This window comes from Sediminibacterium sp. FW305-C-61 (assembly GCF_058231065.1).
Genome location: NZ_JBIQXR010000002.1, coordinates 402,803 through 427,797 on the forward strand (window position 1 = coordinate 402,803; position 24,995 = coordinate 427,797).

Annotated in this window: 25 protein-coding genes; 18 read left to right on the forward strand and 7 right to left on the reverse strand. The window is 40.6% G+C overall.

Annotated elements, in window-relative coordinates; translation table 11 throughout:
- Nucleotides 1–155 precede the first annotated feature (155 nt).
- Complete coding sequence (locus tag ACH30E_RS06950) at nucleotides 156–875, forward strand: VIT1/CCC1 transporter family protein (protein ID WP_294994408.1); 720 nt, start codon at nucleotides 156–158, stop codon at nucleotides 873–875.
- A 51-nt stretch (nucleotides 876–926) separates the two neighbouring features.
- On the opposite strand, the gene ACH30E_RS06955 is transcribed toward ACH30E_RS06950, so the two are convergent.
- Nucleotides 927–1,922 (reverse strand): glycoside hydrolase family 43 protein, encoded by a 996-nt coding sequence (locus ACH30E_RS06955; protein ID WP_490824237.1) that lies wholly within the window; start codon nucleotides 1,920–1,922, stop codon nucleotides 927–929.
- Nucleotides 1,923–2,065: 143 nt separating this feature from the next.
- On the opposite strand from ACH30E_RS06955, the gene ACH30E_RS06960 reads away from it, so the two are divergent.
- Together ACH30E_RS06960 and ACH30E_RS06965 are read left to right on the forward strand one after the other, a co-directional pair.
- Complete coding sequence (locus ACH30E_RS06960) at nucleotides 2,066–2,467, forward strand: VOC family protein (protein WP_294994414.1); 402 nt, start codon at nucleotides 2,066–2,068, stop codon at nucleotides 2,465–2,467.
- A 286-nt stretch (nucleotides 2,468–2,753) separates the two neighbouring features.
- Entirely contained in the window at nucleotides 2,754–3,176 is a 423-nt protein-coding gene (locus ACH30E_RS06965) for a DUF1569 domain-containing protein (RefSeq protein ID WP_490824239.1), read from the forward strand.
- A gap of 56 nt (nucleotides 3,177–3,232) precedes the next feature.
- Here ACH30E_RS06965 and ACH30E_RS06970 read toward each other — a convergent pair whose 3' ends face one another.
- The 3 genes from ACH30E_RS06970 to ACH30E_RS06980 all read right to left on the reverse strand — a co-directional run bounded on the left by ACH30E_RS06970 (nucleotide 3,233) and on the right by ACH30E_RS06980 (nucleotide 6,037).
- Nucleotides 3,233–4,465, reverse strand: a complete 1,233-nt coding sequence (locus ACH30E_RS06970; protein ID WP_490824241.1) for a cation:dicarboxylate symporter family transporter — start codon at nucleotides 4,463–4,465, stop codon at nucleotides 3,233–3,235.
- A gap of 37 nt (nucleotides 4,466–4,502) precedes the next feature.
- The gene (locus ACH30E_RS06975; protein ID WP_490824243.1) at nucleotides 4,503–4,919 is read right to left on the reverse strand and encodes a YciI family protein; all 417 of its coding nucleotides are present in this window, start codon (nucleotides 4,917–4,919) and stop codon (nucleotides 4,503–4,505) included.
- Between the two features lie 200 nt (nucleotides 4,920–5,119).
- Nucleotides 5,120–6,037 carry a DUF4097 family beta strand repeat-containing protein gene (locus ACH30E_RS06980; RefSeq protein ID WP_294994423.1) on the reverse strand — a complete coding sequence of 306 codons (918 nt, stop codon included), beginning with the start codon at nucleotides 6,035–6,037 and terminating at the stop codon, nucleotides 5,120–5,122.
- 251 nt (nucleotides 6,038–6,288) lie between these two features.
- On the opposite strand from ACH30E_RS06980, the gene ACH30E_RS06985 reads away from it, so the two are divergent.
- The 6 genes from ACH30E_RS06985 (at nucleotide 6,289) to ACH30E_RS07010 (ending at nucleotide 13,161) form a co-directional block, all read left to right on the forward strand.
- Nucleotides 6,289–7,473 (forward strand): acyl-CoA dehydrogenase family protein, encoded by a 1,185-nt coding sequence (locus ACH30E_RS06985; RefSeq protein WP_490824245.1) that lies wholly within the window; start codon nucleotides 6,289–6,291, stop codon nucleotides 7,471–7,473.
- 99 nt (nucleotides 7,474–7,572) lie between these two features.
- Entirely contained in the window at nucleotides 7,573–8,079 is a 507-nt protein-coding gene (locus ACH30E_RS06990; RefSeq protein ID WP_490824246.1) for a shikimate kinase, read from the forward strand.
- Complete coding sequence (locus tag ACH30E_RS06995; RefSeq protein ID WP_294994433.1) at nucleotides 8,072–8,461, forward strand: DUF423 domain-containing protein; 390 nt, start codon at nucleotides 8,072–8,074, stop codon at nucleotides 8,459–8,461. Before ACH30E_RS06990 ends, ACH30E_RS06995 begins: the two co-directional genes overlap by 8 nt.
- 92 nt (nucleotides 8,462–8,553) lie before the next feature.
- Nucleotides 8,554–11,127, forward strand: a complete 2,574-nt coding sequence (locus ACH30E_RS07000; protein ID WP_294994436.1) for an FtsK/SpoIIIE family DNA translocase — start codon at nucleotides 8,554–8,556, stop codon at nucleotides 11,125–11,127.
- Nucleotides 11,128–11,241: 114 nt separating this feature from the next.
- Nucleotides 11,242–11,871: an outer membrane lipoprotein periplasmic chaperone LolA1 gene (gene lolA1, locus ACH30E_RS07005; RefSeq protein WP_294994439.1), complete on the forward strand. Its 630-nt coding sequence runs from the start codon at nucleotides 11,242–11,244 to the stop codon at nucleotides 11,869–11,871.
- Between the two features lie 150 nt (nucleotides 11,872–12,021).
- Nucleotides 12,022–13,161, forward strand: coding sequence for an alpha/beta hydrolase (locus tag ACH30E_RS07010; protein WP_490824247.1), 1,140 nt, complete (start codon nucleotides 12,022–12,024; stop codon nucleotides 13,159–13,161).
- A 95-nt stretch (nucleotides 13,162–13,256) separates the two neighbouring features.
- Here ACH30E_RS07010 and ACH30E_RS07015 read toward each other — a convergent pair whose 3' ends face one another.
- The gene (locus tag ACH30E_RS07015) at nucleotides 13,257–14,159 is read right to left on the reverse strand and encodes a ribonuclease Z (protein WP_294994445.1); all 903 of its coding nucleotides are present in this window, start codon (nucleotides 14,157–14,159) and stop codon (nucleotides 13,257–13,259) included.
- Between the two features lie 273 nt (nucleotides 14,160–14,432).
- On the opposite strand from ACH30E_RS07015, the gene rpsO reads away from it, so the two are divergent.
- From rpsO to ACH30E_RS07045, 6 genes are all read left to right on the forward strand, one after another.
- Nucleotides 14,433–14,705, forward strand: a complete 273-nt coding sequence (rpsO, locus tag ACH30E_RS07020; protein WP_294994448.1) for a 30S ribosomal protein S15 — start codon at nucleotides 14,433–14,435, stop codon at nucleotides 14,703–14,705.
- Between the two features lie 153 nt (nucleotides 14,706–14,858).
- Nucleotides 14,859–17,006, forward strand: coding sequence for a polyribonucleotide nucleotidyltransferase (gene pnp / locus ACH30E_RS07025; protein ID WP_490824250.1), 2,148 nt, complete (start codon nucleotides 14,859–14,861; stop codon nucleotides 17,004–17,006).
- Nucleotides 17,007–17,192: 186 nt separating this feature from the next.
- A complete protein-coding gene (prmA, locus tag ACH30E_RS07030) occupies nucleotides 17,193–18,005 on the forward strand; it encodes a 50S ribosomal protein L11 methyltransferase (RefSeq protein ID WP_490824252.1) in 813 nt (270 codons plus the stop codon).
- A 79-nt stretch (nucleotides 18,006–18,084) separates the two neighbouring features.
- The gene (gene plsY / locus ACH30E_RS07035) at nucleotides 18,085–18,747 is read left to right on the forward strand and encodes a glycerol-3-phosphate 1-O-acyltransferase PlsY (RefSeq protein ID WP_294994457.1); all 663 of its coding nucleotides are present in this window, start codon (nucleotides 18,085–18,087) and stop codon (nucleotides 18,745–18,747) included.
- 184 nt (nucleotides 18,748–18,931) lie between these two features.
- Nucleotides 18,932–19,735 (forward strand): M48 family metallopeptidase, encoded by an 804-nt coding sequence (locus ACH30E_RS07040; protein WP_490824253.1) that lies wholly within the window; start codon nucleotides 18,932–18,934, stop codon nucleotides 19,733–19,735.
- 294 nt (nucleotides 19,736–20,029) lie between these two features.
- Complete coding sequence (locus ACH30E_RS07045) at nucleotides 20,030–20,692, forward strand: YdeI/OmpD-associated family protein (RefSeq protein ID WP_294994463.1); 663 nt, start codon at nucleotides 20,030–20,032, stop codon at nucleotides 20,690–20,692.
- 35 nt (nucleotides 20,693–20,727) lie between these two features.
- Here ACH30E_RS07045 and ACH30E_RS07050 read toward each other — a convergent pair whose 3' ends face one another.
- Both ACH30E_RS07050 and ACH30E_RS07055 read right to left on the reverse strand, forming a co-directional pair.
- On the reverse strand, nucleotides 20,728–20,973 hold the full coding sequence (locus ACH30E_RS07050) for a hypothetical protein (protein ID WP_294994466.1): 246 nt from the start codon (nucleotides 20,971–20,973) through the stop codon (nucleotides 20,728–20,730).
- Between the two features lie 10 nt (nucleotides 20,974–20,983).
- Entirely contained in the window at nucleotides 20,984–21,547 is a 564-nt protein-coding gene (locus ACH30E_RS07055; protein WP_294994469.1) for a sigma-70 family RNA polymerase sigma factor, read from the reverse strand.
- A gap of 251 nt (nucleotides 21,548–21,798) precedes the next feature.
- Here ACH30E_RS07055 and ACH30E_RS07060 point away from each other — a divergent pair, with 251 nt between their 5' ends.
- The 3 genes from ACH30E_RS07060 to ACH30E_RS07070 all read left to right on the forward strand — a co-directional run bounded on the left by ACH30E_RS07060 (nucleotide 21,799) and on the right by ACH30E_RS07070 (nucleotide 24,995).
- On the forward strand, nucleotides 21,799–23,151 hold the full coding sequence (locus ACH30E_RS07060) for a sigma-54-dependent transcriptional regulator (RefSeq protein WP_294994472.1): 1,353 nt from the start codon (nucleotides 21,799–21,801) through the stop codon (nucleotides 23,149–23,151).
- Between the two features lie 138 nt (nucleotides 23,152–23,289).
- Complete coding sequence (locus ACH30E_RS07065) at nucleotides 23,290–24,438, forward strand: FIST signal transduction protein (RefSeq protein ID WP_490824256.1); 1,149 nt, start codon at nucleotides 23,290–23,292, stop codon at nucleotides 24,436–24,438.
- A gap of 14 nt (nucleotides 24,439–24,452) precedes the next feature.
- Nucleotides 24,453–24,995: a heme NO-binding domain-containing protein gene (locus ACH30E_RS07070; protein ID WP_490824257.1), complete on the forward strand. Its 543-nt coding sequence runs from the start codon at nucleotides 24,453–24,455 to the stop codon at nucleotides 24,993–24,995.

A 24,995-nucleotide genomic window follows, 5' to 3' on the forward strand; every position in this document is an offset into this window, starting at 1 on the left:
GAGATTTACATGATTGATTTGATTGATCAAGTATTTAGAAAAGTTGCCTTGCATTATTCAGACAATGGCAGAAGAACGGATTGTTGATTGTCGATTTTAGTTCCTAACTTTCATTAGCCGATCTTACTTTTCGATTTTAGCTTAATTTTTAACCTATGGCAACTGCAGAAAGAAATATCACCTTTGAAAACTATCTAGAGAGTCATTATATCCACCGCAGTAACTGGTTACGCGCAGCAGTACTGGGTGCAAATGATGGTATTATTTCCGTTTCAAGTTTGGCCATTGGGGTTGCTACGGCAAGTACAACCAGAGATCCTATCTTATTGGCAAGTATTGCCGGTCTTGTAGCTGGAGCATTGTCGATGGCGGCAGGGGAATATGTTTCAGTAAGCTCGCAGACTGATATTGAAAAGGCTGATATAGCAAGAGAAAAAGAGGAGTTGGAAGAAATGCCCGAAGAAGAATTACATATCCTTGCTCAGATCTATGAAAAACGTGGCTTAAAAAAAGAAACCGCAATGCAGGTGGCCATTGAACTCACCGAATTTGATGCGCTGGGCACACATGTTAGAGACGAATTGGGGATTAATGAAGTTAGTCAGGCAAAACCGATCCAGGCCGCATTTGCTTCCGGAGCAGCATTTACGGCAGGGGGATTATTACCCGTGCTTGTAACAGTATTTGCACCTGTACAACAAATGGAATATTTTCTTTATTGCTTTACCATTCTTTCACTGATAATACTAGGCGCCGTTGCTGCAAAAACAGGAGGCTCTGGTATTGGTAAAGCAATTCTGCGCATCGTTATATGGGGGACCATTGCAATGGTAATATCTGCATTGGTCGGATATTTATTTGGCGTGAAAGTCTAGCAGATTTCCTTATTGAAAATTGAATATTGGACATTCGTTATTAAATAAGCTTTACCTGGTAGTTCTATCCCAGCTTTTAGTCATTTTCACTTTACGGATACTACCATCAGCTTCAAAATACAATCTGTCAATACAGGTAACCCGATGGTCTCTGTCAAGGTTAGGAATAGGGCGGCGGTGATAAACAATATACCATTCATCTGTACCAGGAATGTTTATCACTGAATGATGCCCGGCGCCAGTTGCAACCGAAGAATCAGATTCCAATATGGTGCTTTCTCTTTCAAAAGGTCCGTATAAACTATTAGACCTCGCATAAGCAACTTTATAAGTGCCGTTTGTCCAACCACCTTCCGACCACATAAAATAGTACATGCCGTTTCTGATAAACATTGTTGGACCTTCCACATATCCCTTCGGCGTTATTTCTTTTACCAGTTGCCCATTTTCAAAAGGAACAAGTGCGGTAAAGTCTTTATTCAACTTACCAATATTACATCGACCCCAACCGCCATAGATGATATAATACGCTCCGTCTTTATCCTGAAAAACATACTGGTCTATTGGTTGTGCATCATTATAAAACTGGTTAATTAATGGCTTGCCGAGGTGGTCCTTATAAGGGCCTTCAGGTTTACTTGCAACAGCAATACCGATGCCTCCATTATGGTCGTCTTGTACACCATTCCTTTTTTTACTCTGTATATCATTGGCAGAGAAAAATAAAAAGTATTGGTTGTCTTTTTTCACAATTGATGGCGCCCACATTGCCATATAGGCCCATTTGATGATACTCGTATCAATCACTCTGGGATATTTTTGCCAATGTGCCATATCTGTTGATGAAAAAGCATCCATGAAAACCTGATCCTTGTACTTGGCAGAGAATGTAGGGAAAATCCAGTATTGATTGTTGAATATTACCCCCTCCGGATCTGCGTACCACCCTTCAATAACCGGATTGACGACTTTTTGCGCCTGTAATATGGGCATCACTAAAAAAAATAGAATGATAACAAGGGTAATTTTCTTGAATAAGTATATCATGATCTAAAATAGGCATAAATATAATAGCTCTGTAAATTCCAGGTCATGTTAAATGCAGGGTTATTAGTAGTTGCTTTCTTCAGGGATTAATAATACATTTATCCTGCATCAATTTTAGTCCGATTAAAATTAAATACAAGATTATGGCATTGCATCAGGAGGAGGCTTTAACACCTAAAGTAACGGGCGTAGGAGGTATCTTTTTCTTTTCAAACGATCCTTCAGCTATGAGAGAATGGTATGAAAAAAATCTCGGAATCGTATCGAGTGAATATGGAACAAGTTTTGAATCCAGGAATATGGATAATCCGGAAGAAGTAAATACCCTTCAATGGTGTTTATTTAAACAGGGGAGTGAATATTTTGCTCCGTCGAAAAAGGAATTTATGATCAATTACCGGGTACAGAATATTGAAGGGATGGTTAATAAGCTGAAAGAAAATGGTGTTACCATACTGGATGATATTGTTACCTACGACTACGGAAAGTTTGTACATATTATGGATGCCGAGGGAAATAAAATTGAACTTTGGGAACCCAGTTAAATACAAAACCATGTCTACGCTTTTTAATCAGTACTGCCGGGGAAAATTGGCTGCTAGCTTCTAGCCTCTAGCTGCAAGCCTTGATTGGTGCTTGTTTTAGGTCTTCTGCTATTATTTGAATAAATGACAGGGCTGGCGAATTTGTTTGGTAAAAACCTAATGAAATAAATATTTAATTACCACATCCACGCTTGTGGATGGTTAAATTAATAGCAAAAAAAAACTTGTAGCTAGAGGCTAGAAGCTGTTTTTTCTCCGGACAACAATGCTTTTTAATCAAACCGACGTGAATGAATTGATTCAGCGAATCAATAACCTGAAACCTGACAGTGAAAAAAAATGGGGTAAAATGACCGTTTCCCAAATGCTAGCCCACAATTGCAAGGGTTTAGAAACGACATTAGGAAGACACCATATTCCGAGGGTATTTATTGGCAGAATATTAGGCCCTTTTTTTCGGAATATGGCAATAGGTGATAAGCCTTTTGCCAAAAACTCACCCACGGATAAAAGTTTAATCTTCAGTGGAGAGTATGATTTTGAATCTGAAAGAAAAAAACTAATTGAATTAATTGAAACCCTACTGAAAGGCGGTGCCCAGGCCTGCACGAAAGAGCCTCATGCATTCTTTGGTCGTCTTACACCCGATGAATGGGCGATCTTCCAATGGAAACATCTCGATCATCACCTCCGCCAATTTGGGGTATAGGCGCCTTAAAAAAACGCTAATACCCAAATCCCAAATCAGACATCCGCCATCAGACATCAGACATTTTCTTCTAAGTATTCTTTTTCACTCTTAGCAATCACCAAAGTCGCTACCCCGTTTCCAATAATATTGGTAATGGCCCTGGCTTCACTCATAAACTTATCTACGCCCAATAAAAATGCAAGTCCTTCAAGCGGAATGGTTTTAATAGCTGCAAGGGTAGATGCCAAAACAATAAAGCCGCTACCTGTTACACCGGCTGCTCCTTTTGAAGTTAGCATCAGAATCAACAGAATGGTAAGTAGCTCGCCAACACTAAGATGTATATTATATAGTTGTGCGAGAAATATGGCAGCCATCGATAAATAAATGGATGTACCATCCAGGTTAAAAGAATATCCTGTTGGAATAACAAGTCCAACCACCGATTTACTGCAACCCATTTTTTCGAGCTTACGCATAATAGAAGGCAAAGCAGCTTCTGAGGATGATGTGCCCAGCACAATTAATAGCTCTTCTTTAATGGACTTTAAAAATGAACCAATCCTGAATCCATAGTAACGCATGATACTTCCCAAAACCAGAAAAATAAAAATGAACATGGTGAGGTATACACAAGCCATTAATTTGGCAAGAGGTAAGAGTGTGTGTAAGCCAAATTTACCAACAGTATAAGCCATGCCTCCAAAAGCACCAAGCGGTGCCAGGTACATTACATATTTTAAAGCAGTAAAAACATAGTGGGAAATCCGTCCAAAAAAGTGAATCAGTTTTAAACGGTGTTTAGAATAATTGAAAAGTATGCCAACGATAATTGCAACAATCAAAACCTGTAAAGTAAGATTTGCCTTGAAAAATTGAACCCAGTCGAAACTACTACCTGCTTGTCTGGTAAATTTACTGGCATCCTGCAGGTCGAGTGAGCTTCGGTCTATATGTCCGGGCTGTGCCACCAGCGCTACAATAATACCGATGCCAAGCGCAAGCGTAGTAACTATTTCAAAATAAACCAGTGATTTAATACCAATGCGGCCTACTTTTTTGAGGTTGCCAATACTGCTAATACCAAGCACAATGGTGAGGAAAATGATCGGCGCAATAAACAGCTTGATAATGTCTACAAAGGTTTTACCAATCCATTCAGTTTTAATGGCGGTCGCAGGTGCATAATGCCCTAATAGTATACCAGCTATGATAGCAATTAGTACGTAAAAGGTAAGATTGGTAAGTATGGTTTGATACCAGGACTTGGTTTTGATTGCTGTATTCAATGGTTTCTTTTTATTCATCCACTACGCATTGGATTAGCGCAAAGTGTAATTGTACTTATAAAGTTTGCTTAGGTTTCCCCGGAACAAAGCTGCCAATAGGCGCTGTATACCATGGACGAATATCGCAAATAAGTCTGCCAGCAGCGACAGCGGGATCTGTTTTCAATAAGTTTTCTACTTCTTCTTTCGTGGGGCAATCAAAAATAAAAATACCTTGCCAGTCTTTTCCATCGCCAAATGGACCTGCCACTTTTAATTTGCCCTCATTGTAGAGTTTATCCATATTTTCGAGATGACCTTTCTGTATTTTGGCAGCAGTTACGGAATCCTGATTGCGATTGGGGCCTTTAATCAACATAACAAACCAGTATTTGCGGATTTGCTCTTCAGGTTTTTGAGTAGAAGTATTGTTTTGAGCTATTACCGCAATTGCAGAAAGGAAAAATAACAGAAAAAAGATTCCCTTTTTCATAGTAGTTGTTTTGAAAAGGGAAGATAAGGAAACTCTGTCCTTCCTTCGTCAGGGAGTCCGAAAGTCCGTTCTTCCTTCGTCAGAAAGACCGAAAGTCCGAAGACCGAAAGTCCGAAAGAAGATTGTGCTCTATTAATCTTCTTTCGGACTTTCGGACTCCGGACTCCCGGACTCTCAGATTCCCGGACTCTCAGACTTTTCTACAACAACCTCACACTCCCAAAATTACTCTTAATATTAATCTTCGCATCACCACCAGTTCCGAGCTTTCCGGTGTATCGGTGGTTGAATGTTACTCTTCCGCGAATGTTTTCGGGTTTGTCTTCTTTCAGTTCAAAACTACCTTTACCAGATGCAGTGGCATGGGTAGTTTCTATATTGTAGTCACCGCTAATGGTTTTCGGTAATAAAAGGTAAATACTGGTATGGCTAGTCTTAATGTCAATGTTTTTCACCGCATTTCCTATCGGTAGGTCAATGCTGTTGCAGAAATTTACATTGGCACTTATATCTCCTGTGAGCTCTTCAATATCAATAGATGAATGAGAAAAACTGGCTTCTGTTTTACCTAATTTACTTATTCTTGCTTTACCAAAGTTTACTTTGATGGATTTAATATTTGAAAGTTTCCCTGCTACCAGACTGCCATGACTACTCTGAATATCAAGCTCTCCAACATGGTCGCCGATTTCAAGTGGACCAAAACTATTATAGGCAATCAATCTGGCGTTATTGGGAAGATAAACGGTGTAGTCGATCGACATTTTGTTGCTTTGATTGGTGCTCCAGCCTTTTTTTTCATCGCCAATCTGGGTTTTGAAGCTGAGGGTGTCCGGGCCAACTTTTTCAATAACCTGGATCATATCCAATAAAGTATTTGCAAAAGCCTCTTCCTGAGTGGAAACAACTATACGAGCTTCTACCTTAACCTCATTCTTTTCCCAATGTTTAATATCCATTTTTCCAAACTGGTTCCTTAAGGATACAACCGAATTGCCAATGGGAAGGGTTTTGGCGAAATCTTTTTGCTTTGTTACGGCCCATTTATAAGATTCCTGTGCGGTTGCTGAAAGGCAAAATGCCAGGAATAAACTATAAAGAATGGTGGTCTTTTTCATGCTGGTATAGGTTTTTGGTAATAAGAGACAAGCACAGGCAAAAGGTTGGAAATAGCGATCATTTTTCCTTTAAATCCAGTGAGTAAACAAATTATAAAAGTGGGGAGAAGATATAGGGAGAGTATTAACGCCAAATAAACTGAAAAGATACGTAGAAGAATAAAAACTGCAAAACCTGCCATACAGCTTGCAAACCTTATTTTTGCGTGACGAACAGGCGACCGACCTAAATCACTAAAAATTTCAAACTCATGGCTTCCAGAACCGATTTGTTTCAATCGCCAGATTATTATCAATTGGATGAATTATTATCTGAAGAACATAAGCTGATCCGTGAAACGGTGAGAAGTTATGTGAAAAAAGAAATTTCACCCATTATCGAAGACTATGCCCAACGTGCGTCCTTTCCAGAACATATTGTTCGACAAATGGGGGAATTAGGATGTTTCGGTCCAACCATTCCAGTTGAATATGGTGGAGGGGGATTAGACTATATCAGTTATGGTCTGATGATGCAAGAACTTGAAAGGGGAGATAGCGGTGTACGCAGCACCGCCAGCGTACAGGGGAGTTTAGTCATGTATCCTATTTATGCCTATGGTAATGAAGCGCAGCGCAATAAATACTTACCGAAGCTTGCAAGTGGAGAGTGGCTGGGATGTTTTGGGTTGACCGAACCAGATCATGGCAGTAACCCCTCAGGTATGATTACCAATATTAAAGATGCTGGTGATCATGTAATACTCAACGGAGCCAAAATGTGGATCAGCAATGCCCCATTTGCTCAGGTAGCGGTTGTTTGGGCCAGAAATGAAGAAGGTAATATTCAGGGGGTAATTGTTGAGCGTGGCATGGAAGGTTTTAGCACACCTACAACGCACGGAAAATGGAGCTTACGGGCATCAGCAACAGGAGAATTAGTATTTGATAATGTACGTGTGCCAAAAGAAAATATACTCCCGAATGTTACAGGGTTAAAAGGTCCATTAGGTTGTTTGACCAAAGCCAGATATGGCATAGCGTGGGGCGCATTGGGTGCCGCCATGGATTGCTACGATACCGCTTTGCGTTACAGCAAAGAAAGGGTGCAGTTCGACAGACCAATTGGTGGATTTCAGTTGCAGCAGAAAAAGCTGGCAGAAATGATCACAGAAATTACCAAGGCTCAATTAATGGTATGGCGATTAGGTGTTTTGATGAGCGAAGGAAAAGCAACGCCACAACAGGTAAGTATGGCCAAACGCAATAGTTGCGAAATAGCCACACAAATAGCCAGAGATGCAAGACAAATGCTGGGCGGTATGGGCATTACAGGAGAATACAGCATCATGCGACACATGATGAACCTGGAAAGCGTAATTACCTACGAAGGAACCCACGATATTCATCTCTTAATTACAGGAATGGATGTTACGGGATTGAATGCGTTTAAGTAGTGCGTTGTGAATTGTCAATGGTCAATTGTCAATGGGGGAGTGTTCCCATTATTCACAATTCACCATTCACAATTCACTGCTCACCCCAAATTTTAATCAATGAAAGTATTTCTAATCGGCATGATGGGTGCCGGAAAATCTTACTGGTGCAGGTATTTGGCCAAAAAGTTAAAGACTGGGGGGTATGACCTTGATTTCCTTATTGAATCCCACGAAGAGAAAAGCATTAGTGAGATTTTTGAGGAAGACGGGGAAGACTATTTCAGAAAATCAGAAGCCAAAATATTACGGTGGTTCGGAGAGAAAAAAGCATTTGTACTGGCTACCGGAGGCGGGGCTCCCTGCTTTCACGACAATATGGACTGGATGAATAAAAATGGCCTCACCATCTGGCTCGATGAACCCATAGCGACATTGGTGGAAAGATTAAAACCAGAGAAAGGACATCGCCCCTTGATCCAATCTTTATCAGATGAGGCATTGGCTGATTTTCTGCAAAACAAACTTATTGAGCGCACACCCGTATATGAGAAAGCGCAACATATTTTAAGAGAAAAAGAAATCAGTGAGTCTTCATTTAAAAAAATTATTCAGCAATATGCATAAAGGATTTCTTACAACAGCATCATTTATAGGTGCATTATCTGTAGTGTTGGGCGCATTTGGAGCTCACGGACTCAAGAAAATTGTGGCGCCAGAATCATTAAACAGTTTTGAAACAGCGGTACGTTACCAGTTTTACCATGTATTTGCGCTTGCGCTAACCGGACTTGTATTTTCGTCAGGAAGTCCTTCTTTGATGAAAGCAGCAGGGGTATTGTTTATTGCCGGTATGATCGGTTTTAGCGGATCTCTGTACCTCTTAACCTATAAATCTGCAGCACAGGTGTCTGGACTGGGTTGGGTTGGCCCGATTACACCCATTGGCGGCACTTTACTCGTGGCAGGATGGATATGCCTGGCACTTGGATTGAGTAAAGGGGCCTGATATTGGTGGAAAACTTAAACATATACTACCAGTTTTGCACATCAGTGGGTAGTTCGGTTATGCAGGCATTTGCATAGCTTATATTTGTTTTCATGGCAAATCGCTTGAAGAAGAAAACGCCTCCAGCACCCAGTCCGGAAGAACTGAATCCTGATAAGGAACCCGAAGTTACCGTTACTGAAGTGGTGAAGGATGAACGTACCACCAAAATACTTGGGGCATCCAGCTTATTGCTGACCATCTTCTTATTTGTCGCATTTACCTCTTACTTATTTACCTGGCAGGAAGATCAGGATAAGGTTCATCAATTTGGTATCCGCATTTTTGCCACCGATGATGTTAAAGTAAATAACCTGCTTGGTGTATTGGGCGCTTATGTGGCGCATATGCTTATTAATAAAGGGTTTGGACTTGCATCCTATCTTTTTTGCAGTTTCTTTTTTGTGTTAGGAGCCAACCTCTTATTTGGGAAGAAAATATTCAGCCTTGTGCGCAACCTTCGTTATATGATTGTTGGACTGGTTGTGCTGAGTATGGCATTTGCTTTTGTTTCACGAGCCAGTGCTTTTTCTTGGGGAGGAGGTGTGGGTGAGTTGTTGAATGCATGGTTTGTAAAGTGGATTGGAAATATTGGCACTGGCGCATTATTGTTATTGTCGGTATTCAGTTATGTTATCTGGCGATTCAACCCAACTTTTAAAGTACCAGATTGGCAATTCAGTAAACCATCTCCCAAAGCACACGAAGATGACTTTAAATTGAGTATTGATGATGAAGTGGCCGTTAGACAGGAATGGGATGAAAATGCGGACCTTGTAGACGAAGTTGAAACAGAAAAAACAGTAAGCCCCAATAAACTTAAATCTGAAGGATCCGGTGTAGTTGTTATTATGCCTCAGCAAGAAGAGGAAGAAGCTGATCCAATGAATGAGTTTGATATGGTTGAAAAAGAGGAAGAGGATGAAGAAATAGAAGAAGAGGAGGAAGAACTGCCTGAATTTGAAGAAGAAATCATCGCCAAGCCAGAGCCGCTGATCAATGTAATTCCACCGGCACCGAAGAAGATGGCTACAGACTCAAATGGATTAGAATTAGAGATCAAAGAAACACCAGAAGAGGAAGAAGAAGTCGCCCCCGCACCACAACCGGGTAAGCTCAATACAAAATATGATGTTACACTTGATCTTAAAGATTATAAATACCCAGGACTTGATCTTTTAGAAACCCACGGTAGCGAAAAAATAGTGCATGATCCGACTGAATTGGAGACCAATAAGAACCAGATCATCGCAACCCTCAAAAACTATGATATCGCTATCCAGCGCATAGCAGCTACAGTAGGTCCTACAGTAACACTCTATGAAATTGTACCAGCTCCAGGCGTACGTATCAGCAGAATTAAAAACCTGGAAGATGATATAGCACTTAGTCTGGCTGCATTGGGTATTCGTATCATCGCCCCCATACCCGGAAAAGGTACCATTGGTATTGAAGTGCCGAACGTACGCAAAACCGTGGTGAGCATGAAAACTTTACTCGCCAGTGAGAAGTTTCAGTCTAACGCATTCTCCTTACCAATTGCCATTGGTAAGAAAATTGACAACGAAAACTTTATCGTGGACCTGGCAAGTATGCCACACCTTTTAATGGCGGGTGCTACCGGACAAGGTAAGTCTGTTGGTTTGAATGCAATCCTTGTTTCCCTATTATATAAAAAGCATCCATCGCAATTAAAATTTGTACTGGTTGACCCGAAAAAAGTGGAATTAAGTCTTTATAGGGTTATCGAAAAACATTTTCTTGCAAAGCTGCCGGGTGAAGAAGAATCGATTATTACCGATACTAAAAAAGTAGTGCATACACTCAATGCACTCTGTATCGAAATGGATAACCGGTATGATTTACTGAAAGAAGCAGGCTGCCGTAATATCCGGGAATACAACGATAAATTCACAGCCAGAAAACTTAATCCTGAAAAAGGTCACCAGTACCTGCCCTTTATCGTATTGGTAGTGGATGAGTTTGCCGATCTGATTATGACTGCTGGTAAAGAAGTAGAAATGCCGATCGCCAGGTTAGCGCAGTTGGCAAGAGCAATTGGTATACACCTGATTATTGCCACACAGCGTCCATCGGTGAATATTATTACGGGTACCATTAAAGCAAACTTCCCAGCACGTATTGCCTTTAAAGTATCCAGTAAAATTGATAGCCGTACTATTCTGGATGCCGGTGGGGCCGAACAATTGATTGGGAAAGGAGACATGCTGGTAAGTTATAATGGAGAAATTACCCGCTTGCAGTGTGCTTTCGTTGACACACCGGAAGTTGAAAATGTTTGCGAATTCATCGGCGATCAGCGCGGATATCCACAGGCATTCCTCTTACCAGAATACGTAGATGAGAAAGAGATGGAAGGTAAAGACTTCGATGCCAGCGACCGTGATCCGCTTTTTGAAGACGCGGCCCGACTTATCGTTCAAAGCCAGATGGGATCTACTTCGCTGATACAAAGAAGAATGAAGCTGGGTTATAACCGTGCAGGCAGATTAATGGATCAGCTTGAAGCTGCAGGGGTTGTTGGACCAAACCAGGGTAGTAAAGCCAGAGAAGTACTGTTTAAAACCGATATGGAGCTCCAGGAATTCCTCGATTCCATGGGTTAATCCTTCATTTTCACCGATTTATAACATTTTTCCCGGCAATCAGCGTAAACTATTGTGCATGAGAACTGTCTTACAAAACAGTAAAACTTATATTTGCGCCCTCAAATAAAAAGCATGAATAAATTGTACTCGATTGTTTTGGTCATGGTAGCGATGTTTTTGCAGGTTAATGCACAAAATGACCCAAATGCCAAAAAAATACTCGATGCCGTTAGTAATACGGTTAAAGGATATAAAACCATATCTGCCGGATTTTCTATCAAATCTGTAACAAGCAGAGGGGTGAATAATGGAACCAAAACCGGAACCATTATCACGAAAGGACAGAAATATGTATTGAAAGAAGGGAAGACGGAAATTCTTTGCGACGGTAATAAAACCTATAATTATGATGGCAGTAAAACCATCACTGTTTCTGCTGTAGAAGAAAGTGTGCAAACACTTACACCCCAAAAAATATTATCCGGTTCTTATGATAAAGATTTTACCTATCGTCTGGTAGCAACCAAAGGTAATTTGCATGAAATTGAAATGAAACCTATCGACAACAGAAAAAACTTTTCTAAAGTGAACATTTTTGTTGATAAGAATAAAAACATGATTGTACGTGCAGTTATCCTCGATAAAGGCAATAACACTGTTCAGGTAAGTTTTACCAATATTGTACCTAATAAAAACCTGGCAGATAATCTATTTGCATTCAATGCTTCGAAATATCCAAAAGATGTAGAGATATTGGATTAAGCAGCTAACATTTTTTGTAAGCCACAGTTCGCAGACGACTAATCTGTGCATCTGTGGCTTTTTTGTTTCATCCGGACTAAAGTCTGGAGCAGGGAATGATTTTAACCATTTAAAATCAAGAGTAACATACATCTTTCGTATTTTAATTGTATGAAACGATTTATTACTGCATGTGTTTTTTTGCTTGCTGTCCAGGCCAATGCACAATTCTCTGTTCGACTTATTGTAAACACTGTTGCCGCCAAAGCTGGGGATGATATTTATGTGGCAGGTAATTTCAATAACTGGAACCCTAAAGACGAAAACTATAAGCTTAAACCATTTGGGGGCTCCCGTAGAAGTATTGTGCTGAAGAATATGGCGCCCGGTACCTATGCCTTTAAGTTTACCCGGGGTGGATTTGATAAAGTGGAAACCTTTTCAGACGGTCGTGATATTGCTGATCGGGTACTGGAAGTAAACAATGATCTCAGCCTAGAGTTCGATATTCCTGGCTGGAAGGATGAATATCCCGATAAGCCTAAACGGTATAGTGCGAGCCCTCAAGTACGAATAATAGATACAGCATTTAGTATACCTCAGCTTAATCGTAAAAGAAAAATCTGGATATATCTTCCCAAAGGATATACAACATCCGGCAAAAAATATCCTGTACTCTACATGCAGGATGGACAAAATCTTTTCAACGACCAAACTGCATTTGCGGGTGAATGGGGAGTGGATGAGTGTCTGGATACCCTTCAACAACAATTAAAAAAGGAATGTATTATCGTTGGGATAGATAACGGGGGCGAAAAAAGAATAAACGAATACAATCCCTGGGATCATGCACAGTATGGTAAAGGGGAGGGGAAAGCCTATGCTGAATTCCTGGCCAAAACATTGAAGCCCTATATCGACGGTAAATACCAAACCTATAAATCTGCAGAGAATAATTACCTGCTTGGCAGTAGTATGGGAGGTTTGATAAGTCTTTATACGTTGTTGCAATACCCTGATATATTCGGGGGTGCAGGTGTATTTTCTCCCTCACTGCAATTAGGGAATGAAATTTACCAGATGGCTGAAAATTTCAACACAAGTTCAATGCCTGCATTTTATCTGTATACTGGCAGTAAAGAATCAACCAATGCAGTACCCAACCTGCAAAAGATGAGCGATATTCTACAAAAGAAACAACGCTTCATCATCCGCACCGTAATAAACCCTTTAGGACAACACAACGAAACCTACTGGAAACAGGAGTTTGCGGATTTTTATAAGTGGATGGGGAAAAATTTGAAAATTTGAAAATGAGTTAATTTGAAAATGGTATTCTCTGAATTTTAAAAATGAACTACAAAGTAGGCATTCCCTCATTTTCAAATTTTCAAATTGTCTAATTTTCAAATTAAATAAGTTGTTCCTTCAATCGCAAGCTGGGTGTTTGGGAAGACGGATTGGGCTTCGGTGAGGAAATCGTCTAGTAATTCGTATTTGCTGCTGAAATGACCGATTAATAGTTTTTGTGCGCTGGCTTGTTGGGCTATGCTGGCTGCTTGAACCGTGGTTGAATGAAAGCGGGATGCGGCTCTTTCTTCGAGGTCTTTGAGGTAAGTGGTTTCGTGGTAAAGTAAGTTTACTCCCTTTGTTTTGATAGCTATAGCCGGGTCGTAAATAGTGTCTGCGCTGAACGCATAACTACGTCCGGGGGTATTGGGAAAAGTGACTGTTTCGTTTTTGATGACTTGTCCATCGCGTGTTTCGTAATCGTCTCCGTTTTTCAATCTTTCATAATAAACAGCGGGAATATGTGCCGCAACTGCAGCATCTTTATTGATTTTGCGTGGTTTCTTTTTCTCCCGGATGATGAATCCAAAACAGGGAATGCGGTGTTGGGTGGCAAATGCTTCCACAGAAAATTTTGGATGATCGAGTATTAATCCTTCTCCTTCAAGCGGATAAAAAATTATTTTGTAAGGAAGCGTAGTGGCCGCAACGTCGAGTTGTAGACAAATAATTTGCTCGAGCGCAGGTGGTCCATAAATATGCAGGTCTTGCTCCCGTCCAAGTAACCCCATACTGGTAATAAGGCCAATTAACCCGAAATAATGATCGCCGTGCAGGTGGGAGATGAAAATATAATTGATACGACCTCTTTTTACCTTGTATTTAGCCAGTTGCATTTGGGTGCCTTCGCCGCAATCGATCAGAAAAACCTGTTCATTCAGGGTTATGGCCTGGGCAGTTGGATGCCTGTCGTAAGCAGGAAGTGCCGAATTATTGCCTAAAATGGTTACGCCAAACATATAGATTCAGGTTGCCGGTATAAAACCAGGATTTACAAATTACGGTATATTGAGTTGAAAATCAATAAATTGCTTCCTTATATCGGGCACTAACCAATGAAAAAGCAATGAATTGAACCCGGGGATAGATACTTTCTGAAGGTATTTGTTACCGGGATTACGGGAGGGGGTAAAATTCAGGCTATAAAATTACAAATTTTGCCTGATATATCATACCTTTGCAGCCGATAAAAAAAAGAGGAAAACATTCCGGAGTCTATTAAACATTTTCAGATGTCTCATTTAACAACAGAAAAAAAAGCCAGCATTTTTGCTGAATTCGGTGGAAAAGCCACCAACACGGGTTCAATCGAAGGTCAGGTAGCAATGCTGACTGAACGTATTGCCCATATTTCAAAGCACTTACAAGCCAATAAAAAAGATTATTCCACTCACCGTGGTCTGATGCAGATGGTAGGTCAGCGTAAGCGTTTACTTACTTACATGCAGAAAACAAACCTGCAGGGCTATCGTGCACTGATCGAGAAACTGGGTCTGAGAAAATAATTTTTCAGTCTATGATACATGCTATTCCCAACTGGTACTTTTGAACGGTTGGGAATAGTTATTTGTGTCTGTACCTGTTTTAGATCATTTCCCTAACCAGGCTTCCTGCATTTTTCCCGCCTGTGCAGGCCTTGCCTACTACAAAATAGAATTATGTTATCACAACCAATCAGTGTCAGTTTTGATCTCGGTGGCAACCGTATTGTTACCATCGAAACCGGAAAACTGGCCCGTCAGGCCGATGGTGCCGTTACAGTGCGCCAGGGCAATTGTATGCTTTTAGCTACCGTTGTTGCCAATAAAGAACCTAAGGAAGGACAGGATTTCTTCCCATTAAGCGTTGATTACCAGGAAAAATTTGCTGCCGCTGGCCGCATTCCAGGTTCATTTTTTAAACGTGAAGCCCGTTTGAACGACTATGAAATTCTAACAAGCCGTTTGATCGACCGCGCTTTGCGTCCATTATTCCCCGAAGATTATTTATGTGATGTTCAGGTGCTCGTAAGCCTGGTATCTAGCGATGCTGAAGTAATGCCAGATTCACTGGCTTGTCTGGCTGCATCTGCTGCATTGGCAGTATCTGATATTCCTATCAAAGAAATCATCAGTGAAGTTAGGATAGGTCGTATCAATGGTGAATATATCATTAACCCAACCCGTACCGAATTAGCGAAATCTGAAATCGAATTCATTGTAGCCGCAACAGAAAAAAATCTGATGATGGTGGAAGGTGAAGCGAAAGAATGTTCAGAAGCAGATCTGATCAAGGTGCTGGAACTGGCGCACGATGCTATCCGTATACAGATCAAGGCACAGGCAGAACTGAGGGCCAAGAAAGGTGTTACCACCATGCGCGATTACAAGAAGCCTGAGCAGAATGAAGAACTGAAAGCAAAAGTTTATGCTTTTGCCAAAGACCGAGTATATGAAATTTCACGCAAAGGCTCTGCCAAGCATGAACGCAGTGATGCATATAGTGAATTGAAAGACGAACTGATTGCCAGCCTTGGTGAAGAAGTAACTGATACTGATAAGAAACTGGCTAAAAAATATTACGAAGACCTGAAATGGGAAGTAGTTCGTAGTATGATCATCGATGACCGTTTCCGTTTGGATGGCCGTAAGCTCGATGAAGTTCGTCCATTGGCTATGGAAGTTGATCCATTGCCAACCCCACACGGTTCGGCATTGTTTACACGTGGTGAAACACAATCATTGACAACCGTAACCTTTGGTACCAAACTGGATGACCTGTTGGTAGAGAGTGCCGCAAAATCTGTGGATTCGAAATTCTACCTCCATTATAATTTCCCTCCATTCAGCACTGGCGAAGTGAAAATGATGCGCGGTCAAAGCCGTCGCGAAGTTGGTCATGGTAACCTGGCTATGCGTTCATTGAAACAAATGATGCCAGACAGCAGCAACTATGCTTATACTGTGCGTGTTGTAAGTGATATCCTGGAAAGTAATGGTTCATCTTCTATGGCCACCGTATGTGCCGGTTCACTGGCGTTGATGGATGCAGGTGTTCCTGTACCTAAACACGTAAGTGGTGTGGCAATGGGTTTAATTACCCGCGAAGATGGTAAATATGCTATCCTTACCGATATCCTTGGTGATGAAGATCACCTCGGTGATATGGACTTTAAAGTAACCGGAACCCGCGATGGTATCTGTGGTGTACAGATGGATATTAAAGTAGATGGATTGAGTATGGAAGTTATGCGTGAAGCCTTAGAGCAAGCGCGTAAAGGCCGTTTACATATCCTGGATGCTATGTATGAGTGTATTCCTGCACATCGTGATGATGTTAAACCACATGCTCCGCGTATGGTTAAACTGGTGATCGATAAAGAATTCATCGGTGCGGTAATCGGACCAGGTGGTAAAGTGATCCAGGAAATTCAGCGTGAAACAGGTACTACCATCAATATTGAAGAAGTGGGCAATACCGGTGAAGTAAGTATCTTCTCAGCCGATAAAGCTTCTGTAGATAAAGCAGTAGCATGGGTAAAAGGTATTACCGCAACGCCAACAGTTGGTGATGTTTATGAAGGTCCGGTGAAGGGCATCAAAGAATTCGGCGCTTTTGTTGAGTTCATGCCAGGAAAACAGGGCTTATTACACATCAGCGAAATCAGTTGGAAACGTCTTGAATCAATGGAAGGATTGTTCAATGAAGGAGATATGGTGAAAGTGAAGCTCGTTGGACTCGACCCTAAAACCGGAAAATTCAAGCTTAGCCGCAAAGTGCTGATGCCGAAACCAGAAGGTGGAAAGCCACGTGAGGAAGAAGCGTAGAGAATGATCAATGATCAATATTGAATAATGAATGTCGAAATAGGACCTCCTGATAAAACAGGGGGTCTTGTTTTAACTGCCCTTTTTTAAGTGCATTAAACCGAAACGCTCGTCAGGAATTCTATACCCTTCTCAATCGAATATCCAAATTTCTAAATTTCCAAATTTTCAAATTTCCAAATTTCAATGCATCACTACCAAATAACCATCCCCATCCCCGAAAATGAAACCCGTGAACTATTGATAGCCCAATTGGCAGAACTAGGGTATGAGGGGTTTGAAGAATCGGAAGATGAGCTAAAAGCTTTTATAGAAGAAGCTTCCTTTATCGAATCTTCATTGAAAGAAATAGTTGAGTTGTATTCTTTAAGTTATTTAAAATCAATTATTAAGAAGGAAAATTGGAATGCAGTCTGGGAAGCCAATTTCGAGCCGGTATTGGTTGATCACTTTGTAGGCATTCGTGCCGGTTTTCACGAACCACTGAAGGATGTAGAGCATGAGATCATCATAACGCCTAAAATGAGCTTCGGAACTGGTCACCATGCTACTACCTATGCGGTAATGCAATTGATGCAAGAGATTGATTTTCAAGATAAATCGGTATTTGACTATGGTACCGGTACGGGCATACTGGCTATTCTGGCTGAAAAGTTAGGCGCCAACCATATTCTGGCGGTTGACTATGACGAATGGTGTGTGGAAAATGCTTCAGAAAATATTTTAATTAATGGGTGTAAGTATATTGATATTCAACAAAATAATACTGCTGAAACCGTTGAGCAGTTTGAAATTGTAATTGCAAATATTAATAAAAATATCATCCTCGATAACCTGGTAAATTTATCGAAAGCGGCGGGTAAAGGGGCGGAAATTATCCTGAGTGGATTACTTGCCGAGGACGAAAAGGATATTTTAACAGCTTGTAAATCATTGGGTTGGCAGCACCTTAAAACAGTGCTTAGGGGAACGTGGATAGCGATTCGGCTTCGGGCTTAATTTTCCCCAACGCTAATGTTAATTTATCATTATCTTCAAAATCGGTATATTTGTACTTCCAAACTTCAACCACCCCCCGATGAACGAATTATTGCTCATTGCATTGGCTTACATGATTGGATCTGTCCCTACCGCTATTTGGGTAAGTAAAACATTTTTTGGTATTGATATCAGAGACTATGGAAGTGGTAACGCCGGTGCCACTAATACATTCCGTGTACTAGGCTCCAAATGGGGCAGTATTGTGATGTTTGTGGATGTGGTTAAGGGCGTATTAGCTACCTCACTTTATATTCTTTTACCTTATTACCTTACGAATGAATGGGATAGAACCAATCTCATGATTGGCCTAGGACTCGCAGCGGTATTAGGTCATATTTTCCCGATTTGGGCAGGTTTCAGGGGTGGTAAAGGAGTTGCTACTTTATTGGGAATGGCGGTTGCCATCCAGCCAATGGTTGCACTTTGTTGTATCGGTGTATTTCTTTTTGTATTGTACATGACCCGATTTGTATCGCTGAGTTCCATACTGGCAGGAATATCATTCATGGTTTTTATTCTCTTCATTTTCAATGAAGAAGAAACCCTGTACCGCATATTCGCAGTACTGGTAGCCCTGATGGTAGTACTTACCCACCAGAAAAATATCACCCGCATGCTCAAAGGCACAGAAAGTAAAGTGCCCATCCTTCGCCACCGCGACAGACGTCGTCTTCGCCGAGACAGGTTTAAGCAGGACTAGCAGGGTGTGAATGGTCAATTGTGAATTGTGAATAGAGAGTAGTAAGTATTCGGTAGAAATACCAACTATACACTCAACCATAACTATACACTCGCATAACCACTCACTACTGACTACTCACAATTGACCATTCACAATTCACACCTTTGGCAAGGTTTTTTCTTATTTCCTAAAAATTGTTCTTATGAAAAAATTTCCAATTGTAGCCATTATACTTGCAATGGCGATCAGCTCATGCCATCGTAATGCCATTACAGGAAGAAATCAGCTTAACCTGATACCTGAATCAGAAGTGCAGGCCATGGCATTTACCCAGTATAAGGAGTTTATGACAACCAATCCTGCTGTGCCAAATGGTAATAAAGACGCTGCTATGGTGAAAAGAGTAGGGGAAAATATCATCACAGCCATCAAAAAATATTATGCTGAAAAAGGCCTTTCGAAAGAACTCGAAAGTTTTCAGTGGGAAGTAAATCTGGTAAATAACAAAGAGCCCAATGCATGGTGTATGCCAGGGGGTAAAATTGTTGTGTATACCGGGATACTTCCTCTAACACAAAATGAAGCAGCACTGGCGGTTGTAATGGGACATGAAGTTGCACATGCGCTTGCACGTCATGGTAGTGAAAGAATGAGTCAGGGACTTATTCAACAAATGGGCGGAATTGCACTTTCGGCTGCTATTTCTTCTAAGCCCGCAGAAACCCAAAACCTATTTATGACTTCTTATGGCATTGGTTCCAGTGTAGGAGTGATGCTTCCTTTTAGTCGCAAGAATGAGTTAGAGGCGGATAAACTTGGACTCATGTTTTCAGCGCTGGCTGGATACGACCCAAGAGAAGCCATAGCATTTTGGCAAAGAATGTCCAAGGCCAGTGGTGGCAATAAGCCGCCGGAATTCCTAAGCACCCACCCAGCAGACGATACCCGTATAAAAGAACTGCAGAAGGTTATGGATGAGACGGTAAGGGAGTATTATAGGAAGTGAGTGGAGAGGAAGTCCGAAGTTCGAAGTCCGAGAGTCCGGAAGTCCGGAAGTCCGACGAAGGACAGACTTCCGAACTAACCGACTTCCGGTCTTCCGGCCCCCCGGACTCCCGGACTTTCGGTCTTCCGGACTATCAATCATATATGATTATTCTAATATAACCCAACATTTCCAAGCTTTTTATGTTAAAAAATGCTGCTTAAACACAAAATACCCTGCAATTGTTTGCGGAAAGCGGTAACATTTTTTTAACTTTGCACTTCTTTTGTTCATCCTGCTAATTTGTTTTTAGGCATGTCAAATCAGACCGTGTTGGAAAAGTTGCAGTTGAAGGATGAGAAGAACCTGTTGATTCAGGGACTTCCTTCAGCTATAGAAAAACAGTTTGCCAAGTTAACTTACGCTAAGAATGTAACCCCGCTATTGCGAAGCAGAAAGGTAGATTTTGCCCTCGTATTTGCGATTAGCCAGCAGCAGTTGAATAATGTACTCTGTGAGGTGTTACCTGCTTTGCATGAAGACAGCAAACTATGGGTGGCTTATCCTAAAACCACCAGTAAAATAGTGAGTGACCTGAACCGCGATTGCAGTTGGGATTGCCTCACCAAAAAAGAGTACGAATCGGTTCGAATGGTCGCCCTCGATCATGTGTGGAGCGCGATCCGGTTTAAAAGAACCGAGAAAATCCCCAATCGCTCCCGTGCTTTCTCTGAAGTGAAAAGCCAGGAAATAGGGGTTGATTTTGAAAAAAGATTGGTAGTAGCTCCTGTTGAACTGGAAAGGCTCTTTACAAAGCATGAGGAAGCTAAGGAATTCTTTAGCTCTTTGTCCTTCACCAACCAGAAAGAATATGTAACCTGGATCCAGGGCGCAAAAAAGGAAGAAACCAAGCAAAGAAGATTGGAAACTGCACTGGAGAAATTACTTGCAGGTAAAAAGAATCCTTCGGAGAAATAAGAAATCAAAATTCAGAAATCATAGATCAAGCTTTTCTATGTTGTTTCTGCTTCAAGTGCTTCTTTTATTTTGATTTTTGTTTTTTCGGGAAGGGTCTCGGTGCATTCGCTGTGTTTGGCATGATCTGCAATGATGGCTGACTGTTCTTCGAAAAAGCGGCATAGGCTACAGATCACCAAATGGGAGCGTAGCTGAATCTTTTCGATCCAGTTTGCCTTACCTGCTTCTTTTTTTGAGCTTAGGTAAGTTGCTTTTTTACAACTGATGCTAAACAATCCCATGCGCTAAATATTATTTTATGTTGATCCAGTTTTTTTCAAGGCAAGCCCTTAAACCAAGCTTCGCCCTGTGTATCAACACCCAATAATTAGACGGTGTGATACCAAGTACCTTACAAATTTCATTCGCCTCCAGTTCATCCATATACTTCATCACAAATACCTGCTGCTGAACCTGCTGCAGTTTCTGTTTGCATTTCTCAAAAACAGAAAAAAACTCTTTTTGCATTATAGGGTCCGAAGCGGCAGATCCCCAGTTAAGGGGTTTGTCGGTATCTGTCCAATGTTCCTTCTCATCAAAAAATCGATCAGTAGCATCGTTTTCCGATCCGGTTTGTACAATCTCTTTGGCCTTTTTACGATAATGATCGATGATCTTATTCTTCAATATGGTAAAGAGCCAGCTTTTCTCAGATGCTTCTCCTTTATAGCCATCCTTTGCTCTCCATGCACTCAGGAATGTTTCCTGAACGAGATCCTCTGCCACCTGCGCATCATTCACCCGTGGCTTAGCATAGCCATAAAGCGCATCCGCGTAGTTGGAAATCCAGTTATTGGGTTCGAGTTGATGAGTCATGTGATTTATTGATGACAGATTTTGGATGGTTGATGTCGGATGGCTGATGTCTGATTTATGGGTGATACCTAACACCTAATACCCAGCACCTAGCACCTGCAATGTACTATTTTCTAAAACCATCCGATCCAAATTTCACTATATCATGGCTTGGTTAACTTATTATTCCATTTTTGGGATTTTTTCTATTTACTGCGTTTATTCCGTAAATTGTTATATAACCGGGTGTTGGTTGCCAAAAATATAATTTTATGGAAGCGTTTAAAATTTTCATTGTAGAAGATGATCCATGGTATGGAGAAATATTAGCCTATCATCTTGGTTTAAACCCGGATTATAAAGTGGTCAGATTTGAAACAGGGCAAGAATGTCTCAATAACCTGGTTGCAAAACCTGATATTATTACCATTGACTTTTCATTGCCAGATATGAGAGGCGATGAACTGTTTAAAAAAATCAGGGAATTAAATTCCACAATTCCGGTTATTATTATCAGCGCACAGGAAGAAGTATCAATTGCAGTATCGCTTTTGAAAGCTGGGGTTGATGATTACCTAGTAAAAGATGATGCTACTAAAGATTTACTTTGGAAAAGTGTAATTAGAATACGTGAGAACCAGTTGCTCCGAAAAGAAGTAGAGCAGCTGAGGGAAGAACTAGGACAAAAATTCACCTTTCAAAAATCCATCATTGGGCAAAGTGAAAAACTTAATAAAATTTTCGCTATGATGGACAAAGCAACTAGAACTAATATAAATATTTCTATAACAGGAGAAACTGGTACAGGTAAGGAAATAGTGGCCAAGGCGATACATTATAACAGCAGTCGAAAACGAAAAAATTTTGTAGCAGTAAATATGACTGCTATTCCGCATGAGTTAATTGAAAGTGAATTGTTTGGTTATGAGAAAGGGGCGTTTACAGGGGCAGTGGCAAGAAAAGCCGGCAAATTTGAAGAGGCAAATGGAGGTACAGTTTTCTTGGATGAAATAGCAGAGATGGGCTTGAATGTACAGGCAAAATTATTAAGGGTATTGCAGGAGAGAGAAGTAACGCGCATAGGTGGTAGCGAACAGGTAAAATTAGACGTAAGACTAATCGTTGCTACTCATAAAAACCTAGCCGAGGAAGTAAAGAAAGGAAATTTTAGGGAAGATCTTTATTTCCGTGTAATAGGCTTGCCGATTGATTTACCTCCACTTCGTGACCGTGGTAACGATATACTTATTCTGGCGAAACATTTTGCCGATGCTTTTGCAAAAGATAATAAGTTGGGTATTATGCAATTTTCGGCAGAGGCCAAAGACAAACTAATGCAATATCCTTATCCTGGAAATGTAAGAGAATTGAAAGCTGTGGTTGAATTAAGTGTAGTGATGTGCGAAAAGAATGAAATAAAAGCAGATGATATTACATTTTCTTCCGTTAAAACAACGGAAGTGTTTTTGCAGGAAGGCAAAACACTGCGTCAATATACTTCCGATATCATTCAGCATTTTCTTATGCGTAATAATAATGACGTTAAAAAAACAGCAAAAGCGTTGGATGTCGGGAAAAGTACCATCTATAAAATGTTGCAAACAGGCGAATTGAAACTGAACTAGTGTTCCATTTCGTGGATTTTTGTTCCAAATAATAGAATTTTAAAAGAAAGGGAGATTTGTAAAATGTTGATTATCAATTATGTATATCCATTGGCAAATTGGCTTTCTTTTTGATTATTTGTTTTGTAAGTAATTTTTATGAAAACTTGTATATACCGATTATTAGGTGATTTATGGGAAATGCATATTGATAGCCATCTTGTAAATGAAAGTCAGGTTGCGCTTGTTTTATGCTTTGCATCTAAAACCATGTTGCAACAGCCTAAAGCCTATCAGCATGTTAGAGATAAATTTCCTTCTGCTGAAATTGCACTTTGCAGTACTTCAGGAGAAATTTATCACAACCAGGTTGAAGATCACGCATTTGTAGTGGTGGCCATGGAATTTGAAACAACTAAAATAGTGGCCGCATCGGTAAATATAAAAAATTACAGTAATAGCTATTTAGCAGCCGCAAGTCTTGCAAAACAATTGCCTCAGGCAGACCTTGTTCACTTATTGATTTTTTCAGATGGTAGCCTTGTAAATGGCAGCGACCTCGTTAAAGGATTGAGTACCCAGATCAATAAGCAGGTAATGGTTACCGGCGGACTGGCAGGCGACGATGCGGCATTCAGTTCTACATTAGTAGGACTGAATAAGCAGCCTATTGAAGGAGAAATTGTTGCAATCGGCTTGTATGGTAAAAACATTAAAATAGCACATGGATCTCAGGGTGGGTGGGATCAGTTTGGGTTGGAGAAAAGAGTAACCAGCGCATCAGGCAATGTGTTGTTCGAAATAGAGCATCAAAATGCTTTGGAGCTTTATAAAAGATACCTGGGTGAAGAATCTAAAAACCTTCCGGGCTCGGCCTTGCTTTTTCCACTATCGGTTACCATGCCGGGGTCGCGAAATGCAGTGGTACGAACAATATTGTCTGTTAATGAATCGGAGAAGAGTATGACTTTCGCTGGTGATATACCTGAAGGTTCTTATGTGCGATTCATGAAAGCTAACTTCACTAAATTAACTTATGCCGCAGCAGAAGCCGCTGAACTGTCATTACCAGATAAAAAAAGGTATCCCGATTTTTCTTTACTAATTTCCTGTGTAGGGAGAAAGCTGATTTTAGGAAGTAAAACAGTTGAAGAAGTGAAATCAGTGGCCAAAACCTTCAATAATAACACCATTATGGCAGGGTTTTATTCTTACGGTGAAATATCTCCTTTTCAGGATGGGGGAAGTTGTAAGTTACATAACCAAACTATGACGATCACTTCCTTTTATGAAGACATAACAGGTTAAACCCTAAGCAAAAAATGTACGGTATTGTTAATAAAGCAATTCAGGACCTCATTGTAGCGAAATTTGGGGAACAGGAATGGGATGCCATCAAATTAAAGAGTGGTATTGAAATTGATTATTTCCTAAGCAATGAACCCTATGATGATGCGATCACCTACCAACTTGCTCAAGCGGCAGCCGAGGTGATGAAGATGGAAATTGCAGATATCCTGTATGCATTTGGAGAGTGGTGGATATTGAAGACAGGGAAGGAGAAATATGGCAGTATGATGGAATCAGGAGGTAAGAACCTGAAAGAGTTTTTGGTAAACCTTCCTTTATTTCACAACAGGATCATGTTGATGTATCCTAAGTTAACACCACCGGAATTTAAAGTGAGTAATATTGAAGAAGCGTCGATACATGTACACTATTTTTCAAAAAGGGAAGGGTTACAGGATTTTGTGCATGGATTACTCAATGGATTGGCAATTATGTATGATGTTAAAGCATCAATAGAATTAATACAAAGCAGGAATGATGGGGATACACATGAAATTTTTAAAGTAAGCTGGTAA